We start from the raw sequence: 16,521 nt of genomic DNA on the forward strand, positions 1-16,521 counted from the left end.
ATGATAACTGGGGGAACGTCAATGAGTAAAGTGAATTTTGATTATTCGAAAGCATTGCCTTTCTTTAATAAGCATGAGCTTGATTATGTAAGAGACTTTGTAAAAAACGCCCATCATTCACTTCATGAAAAGACTGGCCAGGGCAACGATTTTCTTGGCTGGATCGATTTGCCGATCCATTATGATAAAGAGGAATTTTCCCGGATCCAAACAGCCGCTGAAAGGATTAAAAATAATACAGATGTTTTACTAGTCATCGGCATTGGGGGTTCCTATTTAGGAGCAAGAGCGGCATTACAAATGCTTACCCATTCATTTTATAATGAACTCCCCAAGGATAAACGACAAACACCGCAAATTTATTTTGTTGGAAATCATATTAGTTCAACCTATGTTCAGGATTTGCTGGATTTATTGGATGGAAAAGATGTATCGATCAATGTAATCTCTAAATCGGGGACCACAACTGAACCGGCGATCGCCTTTAGAATTTTTAAAAAGTATATAGAAGAAAAATATGGCGTAGAAGAGGCGAGGAAACGCATTTATGCAACAACGGATAAGGAAAAAGGTGCACTAAAAACTTTGGCGGATGAGGAAGGCTACGAAACATTTGTCGTTCCGGACGATATTGGCGGCCGTTATTCTGTTTTAACAGCGGTAGGGTTACTGCCAATTGCAGTGAGTGGTGTTGATATTGAACAGATGATGATGGGGGCCCGTGCGGCAAGGGAGGATTTAAGTAAATCTGAACTTGCAGAAAACCCCAGCTATCAATACGCTGCCATTCGAAATATTTTATACCAAAAAGGGAAAACCATTGAAATGCTCGTTAATTATGAGCCTAGTCTTCAATATTTTTCAGAATGGTGGAAGCAGTTGTTTGGAGAAAGTGAAGGAAAAGATCAAAAAGGGATTTTTCCAGCATCAGCCAATTTCTCTACCGACCTTCATTCATTAGGACAATATGTGCAGGAAGGCCGCAGAGATTTATTTGAAACAGTACTATACATAGAAAAGTCACGGCAACAAATCGAAATAGAACAAGCGGCAAGGGACTTGGATGGACTAAATTACCTCGCCGGTAAAAGCATGGATTTCGTCAATCAAAAGGCGTTCCAAGGCACACTTTTAGCACATACGGATGGAAATGTGCCCAATCTAATTATTACGGTGCCGGAGATCAATGCATTTACTTTTGGATATCTTGTCTACTTCTTTGAAAAGGCATGTGCCATGAGCGGCTATCTATTAGGCGTGAATCCGTTTGATCAGCCTGGAGTGGAAGCCTATAAGAAAAATATGTTTGCTCTTCTAGGAAAACCAGGCTTTGAAAAGGAAAAAGAAGAATTAGAAAAGCGTTTAATGAACAATAACCAATAATTCGTCATTCATATCAATTGTAATCGAAGGGGAAGGGTAAATTAAAAACTCTTCTCTTTTTTTTATCCCAATCAACAGGAATCCCTCTTTTAATAATAATTCAACTCCACGTGAAAATGTTTTATCGCGGAATTCTTCTGTTGGGGTTACTAAAGCCAATCGTCGTTCTTTTGTAAGATTTAATAAAGAAAGAATAGGGGTAGATAATCCATGTGAATGAATACTTGTGACCATAATATAGCTTGACACAAGGTATGTTTCAATGAGTTCATCTGCACCAGCGCGACGCGCGTTGTTTACCTGTTCATGTGTTAAAATTTCAACTAGGCAATATATCATTGGATTAAGTCCCTTTATGGCCAGTAGTGTTAGGATGGACTGCATATCAGCTTCATGCTCATTCATATTTTGATCAGCAGTGATAAGGACAGTTCCTGCCTTTTCAATATTGGCCCGTTTTAAAGTTTCATCCTTTGTAGTATTTCCTTTTACAAAATACACGTTCCGATCAGCTAAAGGATTCTCTGTCAATGAATCATCAATTAAGACAATATGTAAAGTTGGATTGATGAAGTGGAGGTGTTGAATCGTATTTTTCGATCGCTCATTCCAGCCAACAATAATCATATGCTCCTTTCCTTTATAAGCAGCACTTCCTTCATGCAAAGCATCGAGCGTCTTAAAGATAGAGGTTGCTACTGTTACCATATAAAAAGTAACAAGGGAAGCCCCTATTAAAATCATAACGATGCCAACAGACCTGCCAATAACAGTTTCTGGAACATAATCACCATAGCCAACTGTAGCGGTCGTAACAACAACCCACCATATTCCATCGAAAATAGTCGGGAAGTTTTCAGGCTCAATAAAATGGATGGACACCCCAAAAGCAATAAAGACTATGCTAATAATTAGAAATAACCGTAAAATAATATTCATTTGCCTAAATCTATCAAAAAAACCGCGCAAAATCGGAACACTCCTTTAAAACCTATCTTATTCCTATTATTAACAAATTATTGAAAATTTATATTGACTAGCATTCGAGATGTGTTATATAATAAAATACAACAGTTGATATCTGTTATAATACAATATAAAGAGGAGAGAAATAAAGTGGAAAAGTATGAAATGGCATATTCGAACTATATTAGGAATTGTGAAAAGCATGGGATTGATCGAATCATTGATTTTAAAAAATTTATCGAATGGTTAACGTATGAGCAACTTGAAATGATGATAAATGAAGCCCATTAAGGAGTGGAAGAATGAAAAGTGATGTCAATGTGTGCATGATATACGTACTTTTGTCTAAATCATAAAATCGTCTGTTACTTTTTTAAAAAGAAACAGGCGATTTTTTTGCTTCTATAATAGCAGTGAGTGATGTATATTTAAAATATTCAAAAAACATTATACCTTTTTATAATTTTTATTGGGGGATTTTTTATTGAAAGCAATATTGATTGGAATTATAGCCTCATTCTTTTTTGCCTCAACTTTTATTTTGAACAGATCCATGGATTTGAGTGGGGGAAGCTGGATTTGGAGCGCATCTTTACGATACATATTCATGATCCCATTTTTACTCTTAATTGTTGGAATAAGGGGAAATATGAAGCCTATGTTTGAGGAAATGAAGAAAAAGCCATTTGAATGGCTGCTTTGGAGTACAATTGGCTTTGGTTTGTTTTATACACCAATTACATATGCAGCGGCCTTTGGTCCCGGCTGGCTTGTTGCTGGTACATGGCAGACAACGATCATAGCCGGGTCTTTACTTGTTCCTTTTCTTCAAAAAGAAAAAATACCAGTTAAAGAGCTGAAGTTTTCTTCCCTTATTTTAATTGGTGTTATTATTATTCAAGCACAGCAAGCCACACAGGTCGAATTAAGCTCCACACTTTTAAGTATCTTGCCTGTCATCATAGCCGCATTTGCGTATCCGCTCGGTAATAGGAAAATGATGGAAGTGTGTGATGGCAGATTGGATACCTTTCAGAGAGTATTGGGGATGACGATTGCCAGCCTTCCTTTTTGGTTTGTATTGTCAACAATAGGGTTGTTTATCCATGGAGCTCCCTCTAATAACCAGCTTTTCCAGTCGTTTATTGTAGCGATTTTTTCAGGGCTCATTGCTACGGTGCTGTTTTTTTATGCGACAGATCTAGCCCGCAAGAGCTCTCGCCTGCTCGCTGCCGTTGAGGCGACGCAATCCGGTGAAATTATCTTTGCCATCATTGGCGAAATGCTATTATTAGGTGCTGCAGTCCCAGGTGCTATCGCCCTTGTAGGACTTGGTCTTATCGTCCTTGGAATGATCCTTCATAGCTTATCTTCACAAAAGATTCAAATAAATAGTGACTAATGTCACTCTTTTTTTTCGTGAATTTGTATAACTTTAATATAGAATACTTAACTAGTTTCGAAGGATGGTAAGGATAATTTTTGAAGTGAAGTAAATAATTATCTTAGGGCTATGTTTAACATCGGAGGGGTAAACCATGGAACAAACAATAAACGAAATTTTAAAATTACTAAATCAAATGAATTCAAATATAATGAGCAAATTGCAAACAATTGAATCCAGGCTGGCAAGAATAGAAAAGATGGATAGCATCGAACATTATGTAAGTGTGAACCAAATAGATTTAACGGATATAAAAGAAATATTGGAACGCATTGAGGAAAGTAAATGTCTTCATGGAAATGGAGTGGATGTAATTGAAACATCCGCTGACTTTGTCGGTAAATTAAACAAACGATTGGATACGCAGCTCTTAAGAATAGCGAAAGTAGAAGAAGAAATTGAATTATTGAAGGAAAAGTAACAAGGAGGGACAGTCACAAATTGGACTAGTCCCTTCTTTTGTATTTAGTAGCTATTTCAGTTTTTTCGATTCCATTAATTTATAGATCATTGACATTGCTTCCGCTTTTGTCAATTTGCCTTTAGGGTTAAAGTTTCCGCTAGTAGGCGTGATCAATTTTTCGTTTGTAGCTTGTAATACTGCCGGTGCTGCCCAATCGGAAATCTTGTTTGCATCCTTATATGTCTTTTTGAGTTCGGCTTTTGGATCTTCAGGCGCATCTTTTGTTGATTTTTTCTTTTTCGTAAATTTAGACTTTGAGGCCTCTTGTTCAGCACCATTTAGGCTGATTGCCCTAGCTAAAAATGCAACAGCTTCTTCACGGGTTAACGTGTTCTTTGGCTCCATGACCATATATCCAGGAATATTGGACTCCTTCCCAAAAACAAGTCCATTCATTACACCTGCCATTAAATACCCAAGTTCATCTTGGCTATAGTCAATTTCTTTTATATCGGAGAAGACGCCAGTGTAATCTAGCGGTTGGAATCCAAGTGCTTTTGAAAGAAGCACCGTATAGTTGAGGCGGTCAATTGGCTTATCTAAACTTGTTAATAACTCTTTATCCTTCGTGTTTATTTCCGGTTGAATCACACCTTTATAAGCAAGTCCGAGTACTTCCTTTTTAGCCCAATGGTTTTTAAGACCGTAGTCTTTGTACACTAGACCGATAGCATACGTTCCAAAATCATCGAAGACTGCTGTTACCGTTTTATTTTGACTATTAACAACCCCGCCGATCGGAATCCATTTACCATAATTGTTTTTTAAAACAGCTAGGTTATAGCCTTCCATTGCTTTAGGCACAGCCCCTTCGTAGGCAAGCGTAATGTCCCCCCATGTACTTGGCTTTGCAATCAGACTTCCATTCGAATCGTCAATGATGAATTGCTGACTTAAAAACACATAATCATCAGATGGCTGCGGCTTTTCGCGAACATTAACGACAAATCTTTGGTCTAAGAGAATATGTTTAAAAGAACTAGATTCAGCTTTGACATTATCAGAGATATAAGTGCCTACAGGGAAACGAAGAATTAACTTATCCCCAAACATTTTTATATCTTTTCCACCAATAAAGTCTGTATAAAATTTGGCCTGGGAATGATCAACATGATAATAGTTTAATTCAATGTCGATTTTGCCACTTTCACCTTTAAAATTACTGTAGGAAGAGTCTTTAGAATCACGATTCTTTATTTCGATTGGTATCTTATAGCCTGTTTGTGTTTTTGTAAGTTTGGTATCAATATCGTGAATCGTATAAACATGTTCGTAAGACTTTTTCGTAATTCTTGAATGGCTGACTTTTGTATCAACATCAAAAACACCGTAGGGGATACCATTATACCCGAAGTTCGGTTTCGAATTATCCTTGTTATACCATAGGACAGTAAAGGTTAATTCATCAATCATGTTTGTACTTATGTTATTTGTCCTGGGATTATCTAAACGAATATAAAATCCGCTAGATGAATCAAAATAATAATGATACCCGTTTTCATCATTATATACATGCTCTGCATTACCAGTAGTGGCAGGTAATAGAAGCAGAGTTAAAGAAAGTAATAGAATTAATTTTTTAATCATAGTTGCGATATCTCCCCTCTCTAAATATGCCCTATGGTTATTTTAATATATAATGGAAACTATTTCTTCATTTTAAAGAAAAAAGAGTAAAGGAATATCCTTTACTCTTGAACGGCTTCTAAAACGACATCTACTAGTGCTACTCTTGAAGCGGTGCCGCTCGCTTTGATATTTTTAATTTCTAGTTTTTCAACACCTGTAATATCAACCTCAAACGAGATTGGCTCATCCCGCTTTGTTCCGGTCGTAATCGTCGCAAGCTCTTTGTTATCACCATAGAACTTAATAATGCCTTTTTCTGAATAACCAGGGTTGGAGTCGTCTACACCAACTAGCCCCTTAATAGATTTGAATTTATTGTCATATAGATGATAGGCAACAGAACTGCCGTCAAGAAAGGCGATAGAATTGATTGTGCTAAATTGTTGTTTTAACAACGTTATTTTTCCGCCGTCTTCCTCGGGCTCGAGATAGTCTTTGCCGCCATAACCGACAAACATGTACGTTTCACCATATATCGGATCTAGTTGGTAGATTCCCGTTGAAGGTCGATGGCTTTTTTCGGTCTGTCCGATCATAATCGTGTTGTTTACTCCATCCCATGTTACTTGTTTTCCAAATGCTTCCCCTATATCCCTTAGCGGTAAATAGGTCGTTCCGTCGATTAACAGCGGATCAGTCTTTAGATAAATAGGTTTCCCATCCAAAACAATATTGATAGAAGAAATAAACGCTTTAACATTTTTATAGTATGGTTCAAAAGCATCCACAGTAGATATCGTTGTTATGAAAAGTGTAGTCCCGACAATGCCCGTTGCCAACCCTTTTAAATATGATTTACGTCCCATAAGATATACGCCTCCTATTCTACTATATTATTTCTATACTAATTTTAAATATCCTTTAAAAATAAAAAGGACTGTCACATGCAGGGCATAATGACAGTCCTTCCTTAACTTCTCCAGCGGAGCAAATGTTTTTCAAGTTTGTGAAACAATGTCATGATCACAGTTACGATGAGGCCAATGAAGATAATACCAGTAATTACTTTTGTATAATTACCGTAATCTGTTGCTAACTTTACATAAAAACCGATGCCGGCTGAGGACCCAATCATTTCTGCGGCTGTTAACAAAATAAACGATAATACTAAACCGACCTGTACTCCTGAGAAAATCGAAGGCAATGCTGCCGGAATAATAATTTTAGTAGTCATTGTATATTGATTTAATCCAAGGGTTTGTGCAGATTTAATGTATCTTGAATCAATATTGGTAACACCATTTAATGTATTAAGAAAAATAGGCCAAAAAGCACCGATAAAGATGACAAAAGTTGATGACGCTTGAAACGAAGGAAGGATCGCAATTGCATATGGTATCCATACGATTGGCGGGATCGGAGATAAAACGCTGGCAATTGGTCTAATTACGAATTCAAGCCGTTTATTTGATGCTGTAAAAACCCCTAATGGAACTCCTAAAACAATGGCTAAAATCATTCCACTGGCTAATAGTTTAACGGATGCCACCAAGTGAGCAAGCAGTTCTGCCCCATCGGCTTTAAATTGACCTAGTACTGATTGCGGGGATGGATAAAGGAAATTCGACAAAAGTCCCAGCTGTTGGGTTAAAAGCTGCCAAGCAAGTAATAGTACCCCAATAATGATTATAATATCAGTCGTAGCTTTTCTCTTTTCATTGCCAACAAGTAAATTTTTCATCTTAATGCCTCCTAGTATTCTCCGGAAATAGCTTTTAATAGTTCGCGGCGAATCTTCGTATATTCTTCCTCTTGATCGATATTGAATCTGTTTCTTGGTCGTTTAAAAGGGATGGCAAGATCCTCTTGGATTTGACCGTCATGAAGAACTACAACCCGGTCCGATAGAAAAATAGCTTCATCTATATTGTGGGTGACAACGAGGACGGTTTTCTTTGTTTCCCCTTCTTCCCAAAGGTTTAATAGCAGGTCTTGAAGCTGATTTCTTGTGATTTCATCAACGGCACTAAATGGTTCATCCATTAAAAATACTGGGGCATCAAGGATAAACATCCGAGCGATGGCAACCCGTTGTTGCATTCCGCCGGAAAGCGCAGATGGAAAAGATTTTTGCGCTTTTTCATCTAAACCGACTTTTTCAAGAATTTGAATCGCTTTTTTTGTAATTACTTCTTTTGGTTCTTTCGACTTTTGTTTTAGGGCAAAGGTAATATTTTCGAGCACCGTCATCCAAGGGAATAGGGAGTAGTTTTGGAATACTACTCCACGGTCAAGACCAGGCCCTGTAATCTCGCTATCATTAATTTTTACCGCACCTGAAGTTGGAGTTAATAAGCCAGATGCTAAATTAAGAGTTGTAGATTTACCGCATCCAGACGGGCCAATTAATGAAACAATTTGACCCGCTTGGATAGTAAGGTTTAAGTTTTTTAAAGCATATTGTTCTGTTTTGTCGTATTTGACATTAATATCTTCAAATAGTATTGTACTCACTTTTATCCCATCCTTATCCTATAGGTTGTTTTCTTGAAAACGTACTAGTAACTCTTGATAGAAAGGATCATTTGGTTCAGCTGCTATTAACTGATCCAGTGCTTCTTTGTAAGTTTCAACATGAATAAGATCTGAAATATCTTTCTCTTCTTTTAAATAACCGATATTAACCATCGTGTCTCTCATTGAAAGAATCGCTTTTTTATTAGGGTCGGCACTTTGATCCACGTAGCCGCCGTAAATATCTTTTTCAATAATTTCAAGATCAACATCTACATATTTTTTGATATCTTCGATTGCTTTTTGTTTATTGGCTTCATCTTTTTCAAATCTTTCTGCTTTAATGATCGCTTTTAAAAATTTAACATATTTTTCATGATTTTCGTCAAATCTCTTTTCGTCTGCAATAATGCGGCAGCAAACATGATTTTCAGCATACTCTTGTGAATACTTAACAATCTCTAATCCTTCTTGTTTTGCTTTTTCAACAAATGGAGCCCATACTACACCGGCATCCACTTCCCCTTTTTTAACTGCCATAATTACATCGGCTGGTGAGTTCATTTCAATAATGGTTACATCTTTTTCATAATCAATTCCAGCTTCATATAATGCTCCACGCAAAATAACATCACCAGTAGCAAGCTTAACAGTAGCAACCTTTTTTCCTTTAAAGTTGTTAATATCCTGAAGCTCATGTAATAAGTTAGGCTTTGAGACGACCCCTGCACCAGTTCCCATTTGACCGCCTAGGAACACAATATCGGCACCTTGCTCTTCAAAAGTAAGTGGCGCTGGAGTCCCGAATGTGCCGACATCTAATTTTCCAGCTATTACTGCATTGATTCCTTCTCCACTATTTGAAAATGGATGAAATGTAGCATTTAATCCTTCTTCTTTAAAATAACCTTCTTCTTGTGCGATATAATACAAGCTATGCCCTGTTGTTGGTAAGTGACCGATAGCAAAGTCTATCAATTCTTGGCTTTGATTATTATTTTCTGCTTGTTCTGTTGGGGGCTGTGTTGTATTAGCCGTATTCTCTGCACTGTTACATCCTGCTAATCCTATTGTTAATGATAATGCTGTACCTAAAACTACTAATCTCTTTTTCATAATGATAGATCGTCCTCTCGATTATTTTCTGAAACTAAAAAACCTCTTCCCAAGGAAGAGGCAAAAAATCGACTCTTCCTTATCTTCTAACAAGTTATACAACTTGTTACTGGAGTTAGCACCTTTTGCATGGCTGCAAGGTTGCTGAAGGATCATAGAGCCAGTCTCTCCCCTTCTCTGGATAAGGTATCCGTTTCGATATTTGGTTGTTTTTGTTATGATTGTGATTGTACGGGAGGAAAGTATACTTTGTCAATAAGGATTATTAGAAATTTTAAAATTTTATTTTTTTGAAAAAGCAGTTGCCAAACATTGAAGTTAATGATAGAGTTAAGGACATAATTTTAAAAAAATAAAATATTTGAATTTTTACTTATCCAGAGTGGTGGAGGGAAAGGCCCTATGAAACCACGGCAACCCCATTCTTTTAATAAGATGGAAGGTGCCAATTCCTACTGATGAATCGTCAGCAGTAAGATAAGTGAGGGACTCATAAATGTTGTAGTGGTCTTTCCTTATCTTGAGGAAAGGCCACTTTCGTTTTATAGGCATAGTTTCCATTAAGGAAAAATTGCAACAGTTTTACACATATTAAACTAACTAAACAGATATGAAAGGTGGATTTACTATGAGTTTAATTAAATATGAGGAAAATGGAAAAATTGGAACCATTACATTAGATAATGATAAGCAGCGTAATGCGCTATCGCTTGAATTGATAAGAGAACTGGATGCAAAGTTAACTGAAATTGCAAATGAAAGAAAAATAAATGTTGTTATTATCCAAGCAGAAGGAAAAGTGTTCAGCTCCGGCCATAACCTTCGTGAGATTGACGGTGCACCAGTTGAAGATGTTGCAAATCTATTTGAAGAGTGCCAAGCCTTAATGGAAAAGATCAGAAATATTCCACAAGTTGTCATTTCAAAGGTGCATGCTATTGCGACAGCAGCGGGTGCGCAATTGGTAGCGGCATCTGACCTAGCGATCGCAAGTGATAATTCATTATTTGCAACCCCTGGAACATTAATTGGCCTATTCTGTCATACACCGGCTGTTTTCGTAAGCCGTAACCTTGATCGCAAGAAGGCTGCGGAGCTTCTATTTACAGGCGATTTCATCACAGCAGAAGAAGCGAAGATTCATGGGTTAATTAATAGAGTGGTACCGCTTGAAAAGTTAGATGAAGAAACTGAGAAGTTTGCAAACTCCGTTGCTCGTCATAGTTTGGCAGTTTTAGAGGCTGGTAAAAAACAATTATATACACAGCTTCAAATCACTAACGATTTTGATGCCTTAACATACAGCTCTGATGTGATGGTGAAAAATAGCCAAAAACCAGATGCAGTAGAAGGTATACGTGCATTTTTAGAAAAAAGACCAGCAGAGTGGTCAGACCGCTAAGAAAAAACGAAGGGAGAAATGTTACGATGACTACTACAAGTGCAAAAACTGAAAATCCATATTTATATGGCTGGGCATCTACTGATGAAATAAGAGAATATCGCAGAAATAATAAATCAACAAAGAAAATTGATAAACGAGTTACTTTAAAAGAGGCAGTAAGCCGTAGGGTTAATCAAGGGGATTATATTGTATTTAGCGGCATGGGCTCGGTCCGCAACCCAATGGCTGCTGTATATGAGATTATTCGTCAAAATATCGGTGACTTAACCGTTGCGGCAAAGGGGTCACAGCATGACTGGCAGCTGTTGGCAGCAGCTGGGTTAATAACAAAAGCTGAAATTGCCTATGGCTTTGGGGATGAAATTCGTGGCCTTTGCCCAGCATCACGCCGAGCAGTAAAGAACGGAACTTTGGAGATTCTGTCCGAAATGACAAATGCCGGCTTCCAATGGCGTTTTTCAGCTGCTGCAAGAGGAATTCCATTCTTCCCATCAAGAACAGCACTTGGAACTGACACTCTTCATTATAGTGGGGCGAAAGTAATTGAAGACCCATTTAGTGGTGAAAAAATAAACTTATTACCTGCATGCTATCCTGATGTAGCCATTATCCATGTCCACCGTGCTGACAAATATGGAAATTGCCAAATAGACGGAAATATTACGCTTGACGTGGAACTAGCACATGCAGCAAAAAAAGTGATCATTACAGCTGAAAAAATTGTGTCAGACGAAGAAATTCAAAAACGACCTGATTTAACAAAAATTCCATACTTTGTTGTTGATGCAGTAGTTGAAGTACCGTATGGATCCCATCCAAACCAAGTTCCATACCAATATTCATTCGATGAAGATCAATGGATGGAATGGTTGAAGGCTTCAGCAACAGATGAAGGGGTGCAGGAATACTTAGACCAATATATCCGCTCAACTAAAGATCATTATGAATACCTAGAAAAAGTCGGCGGCCTTCGGAAACTGCGCGAGCTTGAAAATATCGAAAATGGAACACTACCACATCCAACCGTATCTACAAGGGGGGCAATAAAATGACAACAACTCAAGCAAAACAAACAGCAACTGCTGCTGACAGAATGATTATTGCAGCCGCAAAAGCTTTAGAGGATGATAAAAGTGTCTTCGTAGGGACAGGGATGCCGTTATTAGCAGGTATTTTTGCTCAAAAAACACATGCTCCCGGATTATTAACGGTCTATGAAGGTGGCGGTATTGGCGGCACGCCATCACAACGTCTACCTATTCAAGTTAGTGAATCAATGACATTTGAAAATGGTACGATTGTCGGTTCAATGGATTATGTGATGAGCTTAGCACAAGCAGGTTTCATTGAATATGGATTTTTAGGTGGAGCCCAAATTGACGCTTACGGCAATTTAAATTCAACATTAATCGGGACATGGGAGGACACAAAAGTACGTCTTCCTGGTTCTGGTGGAGGAGCAGATATCGCTTCATTTTGCTGGAGAAATATCATTTTAATGCTCCAGGATAAGCGTAAATTCGTTGAAAAGCTTGATTTCTTTACAAGCCCAGGCTACTTCCGAGGACCGGGTGAGCGTGAGAAGCATGGACTGCCGAAAAATACTGGCCCATATCGTGTCATCACGCAATTAGGTGTCTACGGTTTTTCAGAGGAAACAAAACGGATGAAGCTGCTTCACTTATACGAAGGCGTTACATTAGAAGATGTTCAAGAAAACAGCAGCTTTGAAATCGAAATCGATCCAAACTGGAGCTATATTCCTGAGCCAACTAGCGAGGAACTTGAGATTCTACACAAAATAGATGCAACAGGAATCGTGTTAGGGAAAAACTAATTGGAGTTGCTTCGACTGAAACATAAAAAGGAAGCCCAAACGTAAAATAGTTTGGGCTTCCTTTAATTTTGGTTAAATTCATGTTTTATCCATAACCCAACATGATGGCTCCTTCGTTTGATTACTGATAACTAGGATTTATCCTCACCAAAAGGGACACCGCGCCTGTTTGAATATAGATAACTTGATTTTATCCTCACCAAAAGGGGCACCGCGCTTGTTTGAATATAGATAACTTGATTTTATCCTCACCAAAAGGGTTTCTGTGCTTGTTTGATTATAGATAACTCGATTTTATCCTCATCAAAACGGGACCAGAACTGATTTGATTAATAATAGCGCACTAATTTACTATTTAATAAATCTCCGAATCCCTTCTGAAATCGAATCCGTCAAAATCACTAACAGCACATAACAAATTAAAAACAACGTTATATCAGAATAATGGAACCAGCTCATACTCAGCTTGAAAGCTTGACCTAATCCTCCTGCTCCGACAAAGCCGACAACAATGGTTGTACGGATAATAACTTCCCATCGATATAGAATATAGGTGATAAACTGGGGAAGTACAGTTGGGATGACGCCATAAATAAACATTTGTACTTTACCAGCACCGGAAGAGGCTAGACTCCGTATTGGTCGCGTATCAACATCCTCAATAACCTCTGCACAAAGCTTGCCTAATATACCGAAGTTATGCAGCGCCAAGGCAATAGCCCCAGGTAGAATGCCTGGTTTAAAAATAAAGATAATAATCATTGCCCAAATTAATTCTGGAACCGATCTTGAAAAAATATAACAACCACGAATAAGTCCATACACTATTTTTCCATACCATTTTCTTGACAAGGTCAATGTTCCATTGGCCACATTTCGGGCAGCCGGAACCACCGTTAATACCATAATAATGACCGAAAATCCAATGGCCATAATACTCATTTGCAATGTTTCAACTGAAAGCTTTAATGCCTCGAGCCAGCTTTCCTTACTTAAAAAGGCGGGATGTTCTTCCCCTACACCAGCCAATCCATTGAAAAATTCCTTCGTATATACCAAGTTTTCCTCTGAAAACAAATCAAATAGACTGGCATCTTCTCCAACAAAAATGAAAAGCCAAGAGCTAAGAACAAGGGCGAAAATTAACAAAACGGAGAGCTTAATAACACCGATTTTGGCTGGTCGCCTAAGATTTTTTTCGTTTTTCATGCTACCAACCTCTTTCGTAAAACTTGGCTCCAAAAATCAATCAGTAAAACTAGGGCAATTAAAAAGAACATGAATGTCCATACTTCATCGTATTTTAAATCATTAAGTGACAGTTGAATTTGGTAACCAAGGCCTCCTAAACCGATAAAACTCATAATTGCTGATGAACGGATCGCACACTCAAAACGATACATAACATAGCTGACCATTCCACCAGCAGCTATCGGAAAATACCCGTACAACAATATTTGCAGGCGTGAGGCACCGCTCGCTTTTAATGCTTTGATTGGTTCTTCAGGAATGTCATTTAACATATCAGCAAAAATCCTTCCTAAGATGCCGCCATAGGGAATCGCAATTGCAAAAATAGCTGCAAATGGAGATAATCCGAATGCTGCTACGAACAACCAAGCCCAGATAAGTTCATGAATTGCCCGCATAAATCCTAAAATCCCCCGGAAGGACGTGATGAACATCGCTTTACTGTAGGGTTTCGAAGCAACAACACCAGAGCCCAACACACCGAACACAACACCGAACAAAACGGCTAGTGACATTCCGGCCGTAGCATAAGCCAATGTTCTCCAGGAAGAAGTGATCGCTAAATTAATAATTTCCGGAGAAAAATCTGGTTTGATCATTCCTTCAAGGATTTGCATGGTGGTTGCTTTTCCGCCGGAATGTAGAAGGTCAGATCCCCATTCTACAGAAAATAAGCTCCAAGCAAATACAATGATCATTATAATTGTTAAGGTCGTCTTTTTATGGAATGGAGGTTTCGTATGCATCATCTCTCGGGCTCCATTAAATCATAAAGATCTGTTAACATATGTTCAGTTACTTCATTAATAGGAAGATCAAAGAAAATCCTTCCTGCCCTTAACGCGATAATACGGTCAAAATATTTCGTAGCCAGTTCAACTGAATGCAAGCTAGTAATTAAGGTTTGGTTTTCTTCTCCTGCTAATTGGACAAGCTTCGAAATAATATCGTCAGCACGGGCCGGATCTAGGGAAGCAACTGGTTCATCTGCAAGAATAATTTCCGGCCTTTGCACTAATAGGCGTGCAAGTGCGATACGCTGTTGCTGCCCGCCGGAAAGATTGGCTGTTTTTTCATATATTTTTTCTAATAGCCCGACTCTTTCCAAGGCATGAATAGCCATATTTTTATCTTGTGGAATAAAAAATGATAGGGCTGATCTGAAAAAGCCCCATTCACCTAACCGTCCTGCAAGAACATTATGAATAACCGGCAAGTTAGGTACTAGATCAAACTGCTGACGAATAATGCCTAACTTACGTGACAGTGTTTTGCCTGCCTTATATTGGGAAGACGTCATCCCATCAAGCCAATATTCTCCGCTATCAGGTTGAATAATCATCGCTAAGATATTTAATAATGTTGATTTACCGGCACCGCTTGGACCGATTAATGCGATTCGTTCACCCTTATGGATACAAAGAGAAAGGGAGGATAGAGCCCTATTCTCCCCGTACTTTTTTTCGATATTTTTTAAAACGAATTGTTCGTTTTGAAATGCCATGCTTTCACCTTCTACTTAATAATGCCTAATTCCTTTGCAACCTTTTCTATAGCAGCATAATTTTCATTTTTTGTTTCGATAAATTTATCTGTGGCAAATAAGTCAAGAATGTCCTTTTGCTCTTCATTCATTGAAAGAAGTGCTTCTTTTAGTTTATCTTTAGTACCTTCCCCGTATACTTCATCGACATTGCCTACAACCCAATGATAATCATAGTACGGTGGTGTTGTATAAAAAACTTTTACTTTATTCACATCAACTTTGCCTTCTGCTACAGCTGTTTCCCAAACTGCTTCATTTAACGCACCTGTTTGGAAAGCACCAGATTCAACTAATTTATATGTTTTATCATGTGATCCAGAATAGTTAGGCATACCATCAAGGTCTTGATTAGGATTTATTCCTGCTTCTTCCATAAAGTAACGTGGCATTAAATGACCAGATGTTGAACTCTCACTTCCAAACGTGAAGCTTAAACCTTTTAAATCGTCTAAGCTATCGATTTGTAGATCATTTTGAGCAATAAATACTGAATGGAATTGTTCATCACGTGGTCTTTGAACGATTGCTTCAGCCTCTGGTACAACATTTCGAACCTGAACACCAGTTAGTCCGCCAAACCAGCCTAATTGAATTTCGCCACGCTGAAAAGCGGTGATTAGTGCGGCATAATCAACGGATGGTACATATTCAACCTCAAGTCCCGTTTTTTCACTAAGATATTCCGCCATCGCACCAAAGCTTCTATTTAAATCTGAGGCATTTTGATCAGGGATTGCTCCAATTTTTAATACTTGTTTTTTGGCTGCAGTATTTGCTTCCGGAGTAGTTTTGCCTTCTTCATTTTTATCGCTGCCACCGTTTCCACCACATGCAGTTAAAGCTATCATTAATAATATGGAAAAAATAGCAAGTAATGTTTTTTTCATAGTTATTCGCTCCTCTATAAAAATAATTCATGGTGAATATCAAAAATTATTATAGAAGGAAGAAAAGAAAACGTAAAGTAATTAAACTTATAAGAATAGTATTAATATTTTTAAGTAGCACTTATAAATTTTAAATATAA

At 37.9% G+C, this 16,521-nt stretch carries 17 protein-coding genes and 2 riboswitches; of the genes, 7 read left to right on the top strand and 10 right to left on the bottom strand.

What is annotated here, in order from left to right; genetic code table 11:
- The first annotated feature begins 21 nt into the window (after window positions 1-21).
- On the top strand, window positions 22-1,383 hold the full coding sequence (locus BAZO_RS17840) for a glucose-6-phosphate isomerase (protein ID WP_003332821.1): 1,362 nt from the start codon (window positions 22-24) through the stop codon (window positions 1,381-1,383).
- On the opposite strand, the gene BAZO_RS17845 is transcribed toward BAZO_RS17840, so the two are convergent.
- Window positions 1,363-2,352 carry a potassium channel family protein gene (locus tag BAZO_RS17845; protein WP_003332822.1) on the bottom strand — a complete coding sequence of 330 codons (990 nt, stop codon included), beginning with the start codon at window positions 2,350-2,352 and terminating at the stop codon, window positions 1,363-1,365. The two genes, BAZO_RS17840 and BAZO_RS17845, sit on opposite strands and share 21 nt — an antisense overlap.
- A gap of 147 nt (window positions 2,353-2,499) precedes the next feature.
- Between BAZO_RS17845 and BAZO_RS22505 the strand changes: the two genes are divergently transcribed.
- The 3 genes from BAZO_RS22505 to BAZO_RS17855 all read left to right on the top strand — a co-directional run bounded on the left by BAZO_RS22505 (window position 2,500) and on the right by BAZO_RS17855 (window position 4,214).
- Complete coding sequence (locus BAZO_RS22505) at window positions 2,500-2,640, top strand: hypothetical protein (RefSeq protein WP_157382174.1); 141 nt, start codon at window positions 2,500-2,502, stop codon at window positions 2,638-2,640.
- Window positions 2,641-2,833: 193 nt separating this feature from the next.
- The gene (locus BAZO_RS17850) at window positions 2,834-3,751 is read left to right on the top strand and encodes a DMT family transporter (RefSeq protein WP_039957709.1); all 918 of its coding nucleotides are present in this window, start codon (window positions 2,834-2,836) and stop codon (window positions 3,749-3,751) included.
- Between the two features lie 136 nt (window positions 3,752-3,887).
- Window positions 3,888-4,214 carry a hypothetical protein gene (locus BAZO_RS17855; protein WP_003332824.1) on the top strand — a complete coding sequence of 109 codons (327 nt, stop codon included), beginning with the start codon at window positions 3,888-3,890 and terminating at the stop codon, window positions 4,212-4,214.
- Between the two features lie 51 nt (window positions 4,215-4,265).
- Here the strand turns inward: BAZO_RS17855 and BAZO_RS17860 are convergent, their stop codons facing one another.
- From BAZO_RS17860 to BAZO_RS17880, 5 genes are all read right to left on the bottom strand, one after another.
- The gene (locus BAZO_RS17860; protein WP_003332825.1) at window positions 4,266-5,843 is read right to left on the bottom strand and encodes an S-layer homology domain-containing protein; all 1,578 of its coding nucleotides are present in this window, start codon (window positions 5,841-5,843) and stop codon (window positions 4,266-4,268) included.
- Window positions 5,844-5,944: 101 nt separating this feature from the next.
- Entirely contained in the window at window positions 5,945-6,691 is a 747-nt protein-coding gene (locus BAZO_RS17865) for a stalk domain-containing protein (RefSeq protein ID WP_003332827.1), read from the bottom strand.
- Between the two features lie 104 nt (window positions 6,692-6,795).
- Window positions 6,796-7,566 (bottom strand): ABC transporter permease, encoded by a 771-nt coding sequence (locus BAZO_RS17870; RefSeq protein WP_003332828.1) that lies wholly within the window; start codon window positions 7,564-7,566, stop codon window positions 6,796-6,798.
- An 11-nt stretch (window positions 7,567-7,577) separates the two neighbouring features.
- Entirely contained in the window at window positions 7,578-8,339 is a 762-nt protein-coding gene (locus BAZO_RS17875) for an ABC transporter ATP-binding protein (protein WP_003332829.1), read from the bottom strand.
- 18 nt (window positions 8,340-8,357) lie between these two features.
- A complete protein-coding gene (locus BAZO_RS17880; RefSeq protein WP_003332830.1) occupies window positions 8,358-9,455 on the bottom strand; it encodes an ABC transporter substrate-binding protein in 1,098 nt (365 codons plus the stop codon).
- 76 nt (window positions 9,456-9,531) lie between these two features.
- A riboswitch (SAM riboswitch) is annotated at window positions 9,532-9,643 on the bottom strand.
- 182 nt (window positions 9,644-9,825) lie between these two features.
- A riboswitch (SAM riboswitch) is annotated at window positions 9,826-9,939 on the top strand.
- Window positions 9,940-10,083: 144 nt separating this feature from the next.
- On the opposite strand from BAZO_RS17880, the gene BAZO_RS17885 reads away from it, so the two are divergent.
- Genes BAZO_RS17885 through BAZO_RS17895 form a run of 3 tightly spaced genes read left to right on the top strand, consistent with a single transcriptional unit; the run spans window position 10,084 to window position 12,697 of the window.
- Window positions 10,084-10,857: an enoyl-CoA hydratase-related protein gene (locus BAZO_RS17885; protein ID WP_003332831.1), complete on the top strand. Its 774-nt coding sequence runs from the start codon at window positions 10,084-10,086 to the stop codon at window positions 10,855-10,857.
- Window positions 10,858-10,883: 26 nt separating this feature from the next.
- Window positions 10,884-11,912 (top strand): CoA transferase subunit A, encoded by a 1,029-nt coding sequence (locus BAZO_RS17890; RefSeq protein WP_003332832.1) that lies wholly within the window; start codon window positions 10,884-10,886, stop codon window positions 11,910-11,912.
- Window positions 11,909-12,697 carry a CoA-transferase subunit beta gene (locus BAZO_RS17895; protein ID WP_003332833.1) on the top strand — a complete coding sequence of 263 codons (789 nt, stop codon included), beginning with the start codon at window positions 11,909-11,911 and terminating at the stop codon, window positions 12,695-12,697. The genes BAZO_RS17890 and BAZO_RS17895 overlap by 4 nt, the downstream gene beginning before the upstream one ends.
- 351 nt (window positions 12,698-13,048) lie before the next feature.
- Here BAZO_RS17895 and BAZO_RS23120 read toward each other — a convergent pair whose 3' ends face one another.
- From BAZO_RS23120 to BAZO_RS17915, 4 genes are read right to left on the bottom strand one after another with little or no spacing between them, the layout of a single operon-like run.
- A complete protein-coding gene (locus tag BAZO_RS23120; protein WP_003332834.1) occupies window positions 13,049-13,906 on the bottom strand; it encodes a PhnE/PtxC family ABC transporter permease in 858 nt (285 codons plus the stop codon).
- Window positions 13,903-14,697, bottom strand: coding sequence for a PhnE/PtxC family ABC transporter permease (locus BAZO_RS23125; RefSeq protein WP_003332835.1), 795 nt, complete (start codon window positions 14,695-14,697; stop codon window positions 13,903-13,905). The genes BAZO_RS23120 and BAZO_RS23125 overlap by 4 nt, the downstream gene beginning before the upstream one ends.
- A complete protein-coding gene (locus tag BAZO_RS17910; protein WP_003332836.1) occupies window positions 14,694-15,452 on the bottom strand; it encodes a phosphonate ABC transporter ATP-binding protein in 759 nt (252 codons plus the stop codon). The genes BAZO_RS23125 and BAZO_RS17910 overlap by 4 nt, the downstream gene beginning before the upstream one ends.
- Window positions 15,453-15,463: 11 nt before the next feature.
- The gene (locus tag BAZO_RS17915) at window positions 15,464-16,381 is read right to left on the bottom strand and encodes a putative selenate ABC transporter substrate-binding protein (RefSeq protein WP_003332837.1); all 918 of its coding nucleotides are present in this window, start codon (window positions 16,379-16,381) and stop codon (window positions 15,464-15,466) included.
- Window positions 16,382-16,521 lie beyond the last annotated feature (140 nt).

Source organism: Schinkia azotoformans LMG 9581, assembly GCF_000307855.1.
Lineage (GTDB): Bacteria > Bacillota > Bacilli > Bacillales > Bacillaceae_J > Schinkia > Schinkia azotoformans.

What these genes read in the sequence shown, in the direction of transcription:
- BAZO_RS17840 (WP_003332821.1), top strand. Translation starts at nt 22, where the DNA reads ATGAGTAAAGTGAATTTTGATTATTCGAAAGCATTGCCTTTCTTTAAT.
- BAZO_RS17855 (WP_003332824.1), top strand. Translation starts at nt 3,888, where the DNA reads ATGGAACAAACAATAAACGAAATTTTAAAATTACTAAATCAAATGAAT.
- BAZO_RS17860 (WP_003332825.1), bottom strand. Translation starts at nt 5,843, where the DNA reads ATGATTAAAAAATTAATTCTATTACTTTCTTTAACTCTGCTTCTATTA.
- BAZO_RS17865 (WP_003332827.1), bottom strand. Translation starts at nt 6,691, where the DNA reads ATGGGACGTAAATCATATTTAAAAGGGTTGGCAACGGGCATTGTCGGG.
- BAZO_RS17870 (WP_003332828.1), bottom strand. Translation starts at nt 7,566, where the DNA reads ATGAAAAATTTACTTGTTGGCAATGAAAAGAGAAAAGCTACGACTGAT.
- BAZO_RS17880 (WP_003332830.1), bottom strand. Translation starts at nt 9,455, where the DNA reads ATGAAAAAGAGATTAGTAGTTTTAGGTACAGCATTATCATTAACAATA.
- BAZO_RS17885 (WP_003332831.1), top strand. Translation starts at nt 10,084, where the DNA reads ATGAGTTTAATTAAATATGAGGAAAATGGAAAAATTGGAACCATTACA.
- BAZO_RS17890 (WP_003332832.1), top strand. Translation starts at nt 10,884, where the DNA reads ATGACTACTACAAGTGCAAAAACTGAAAATCCATATTTATATGGCTGG.
- BAZO_RS17895 (WP_003332833.1), top strand. Translation starts at nt 11,909, where the DNA reads ATGACAACAACTCAAGCAAAACAAACAGCAACTGCTGCTGACAGAATG.
- BAZO_RS23120 (WP_003332834.1), bottom strand. Translation starts at nt 13,906, where the DNA reads ATGAAAAACGAAAAAAATCTTAGGCGACCAGCCAAAATCGGTGTTATT.
- BAZO_RS23125 (WP_003332835.1), bottom strand. Translation starts at nt 14,697, where the DNA reads ATGATGCATACGAAACCTCCATTCCATAAAAAGACGACCTTAACAATT.
- BAZO_RS17910 (WP_003332836.1), bottom strand. Translation starts at nt 15,452, where the DNA reads ATGGCATTTCAAAACGAACAATTCGTTTTAAAAAATATCGAAAAAAAG.
- BAZO_RS17915 (WP_003332837.1), bottom strand. Translation starts at nt 16,381, where the DNA reads ATGAAAAAAACATTACTTGCTATTTTTTCCATATTATTAATGATAGCT.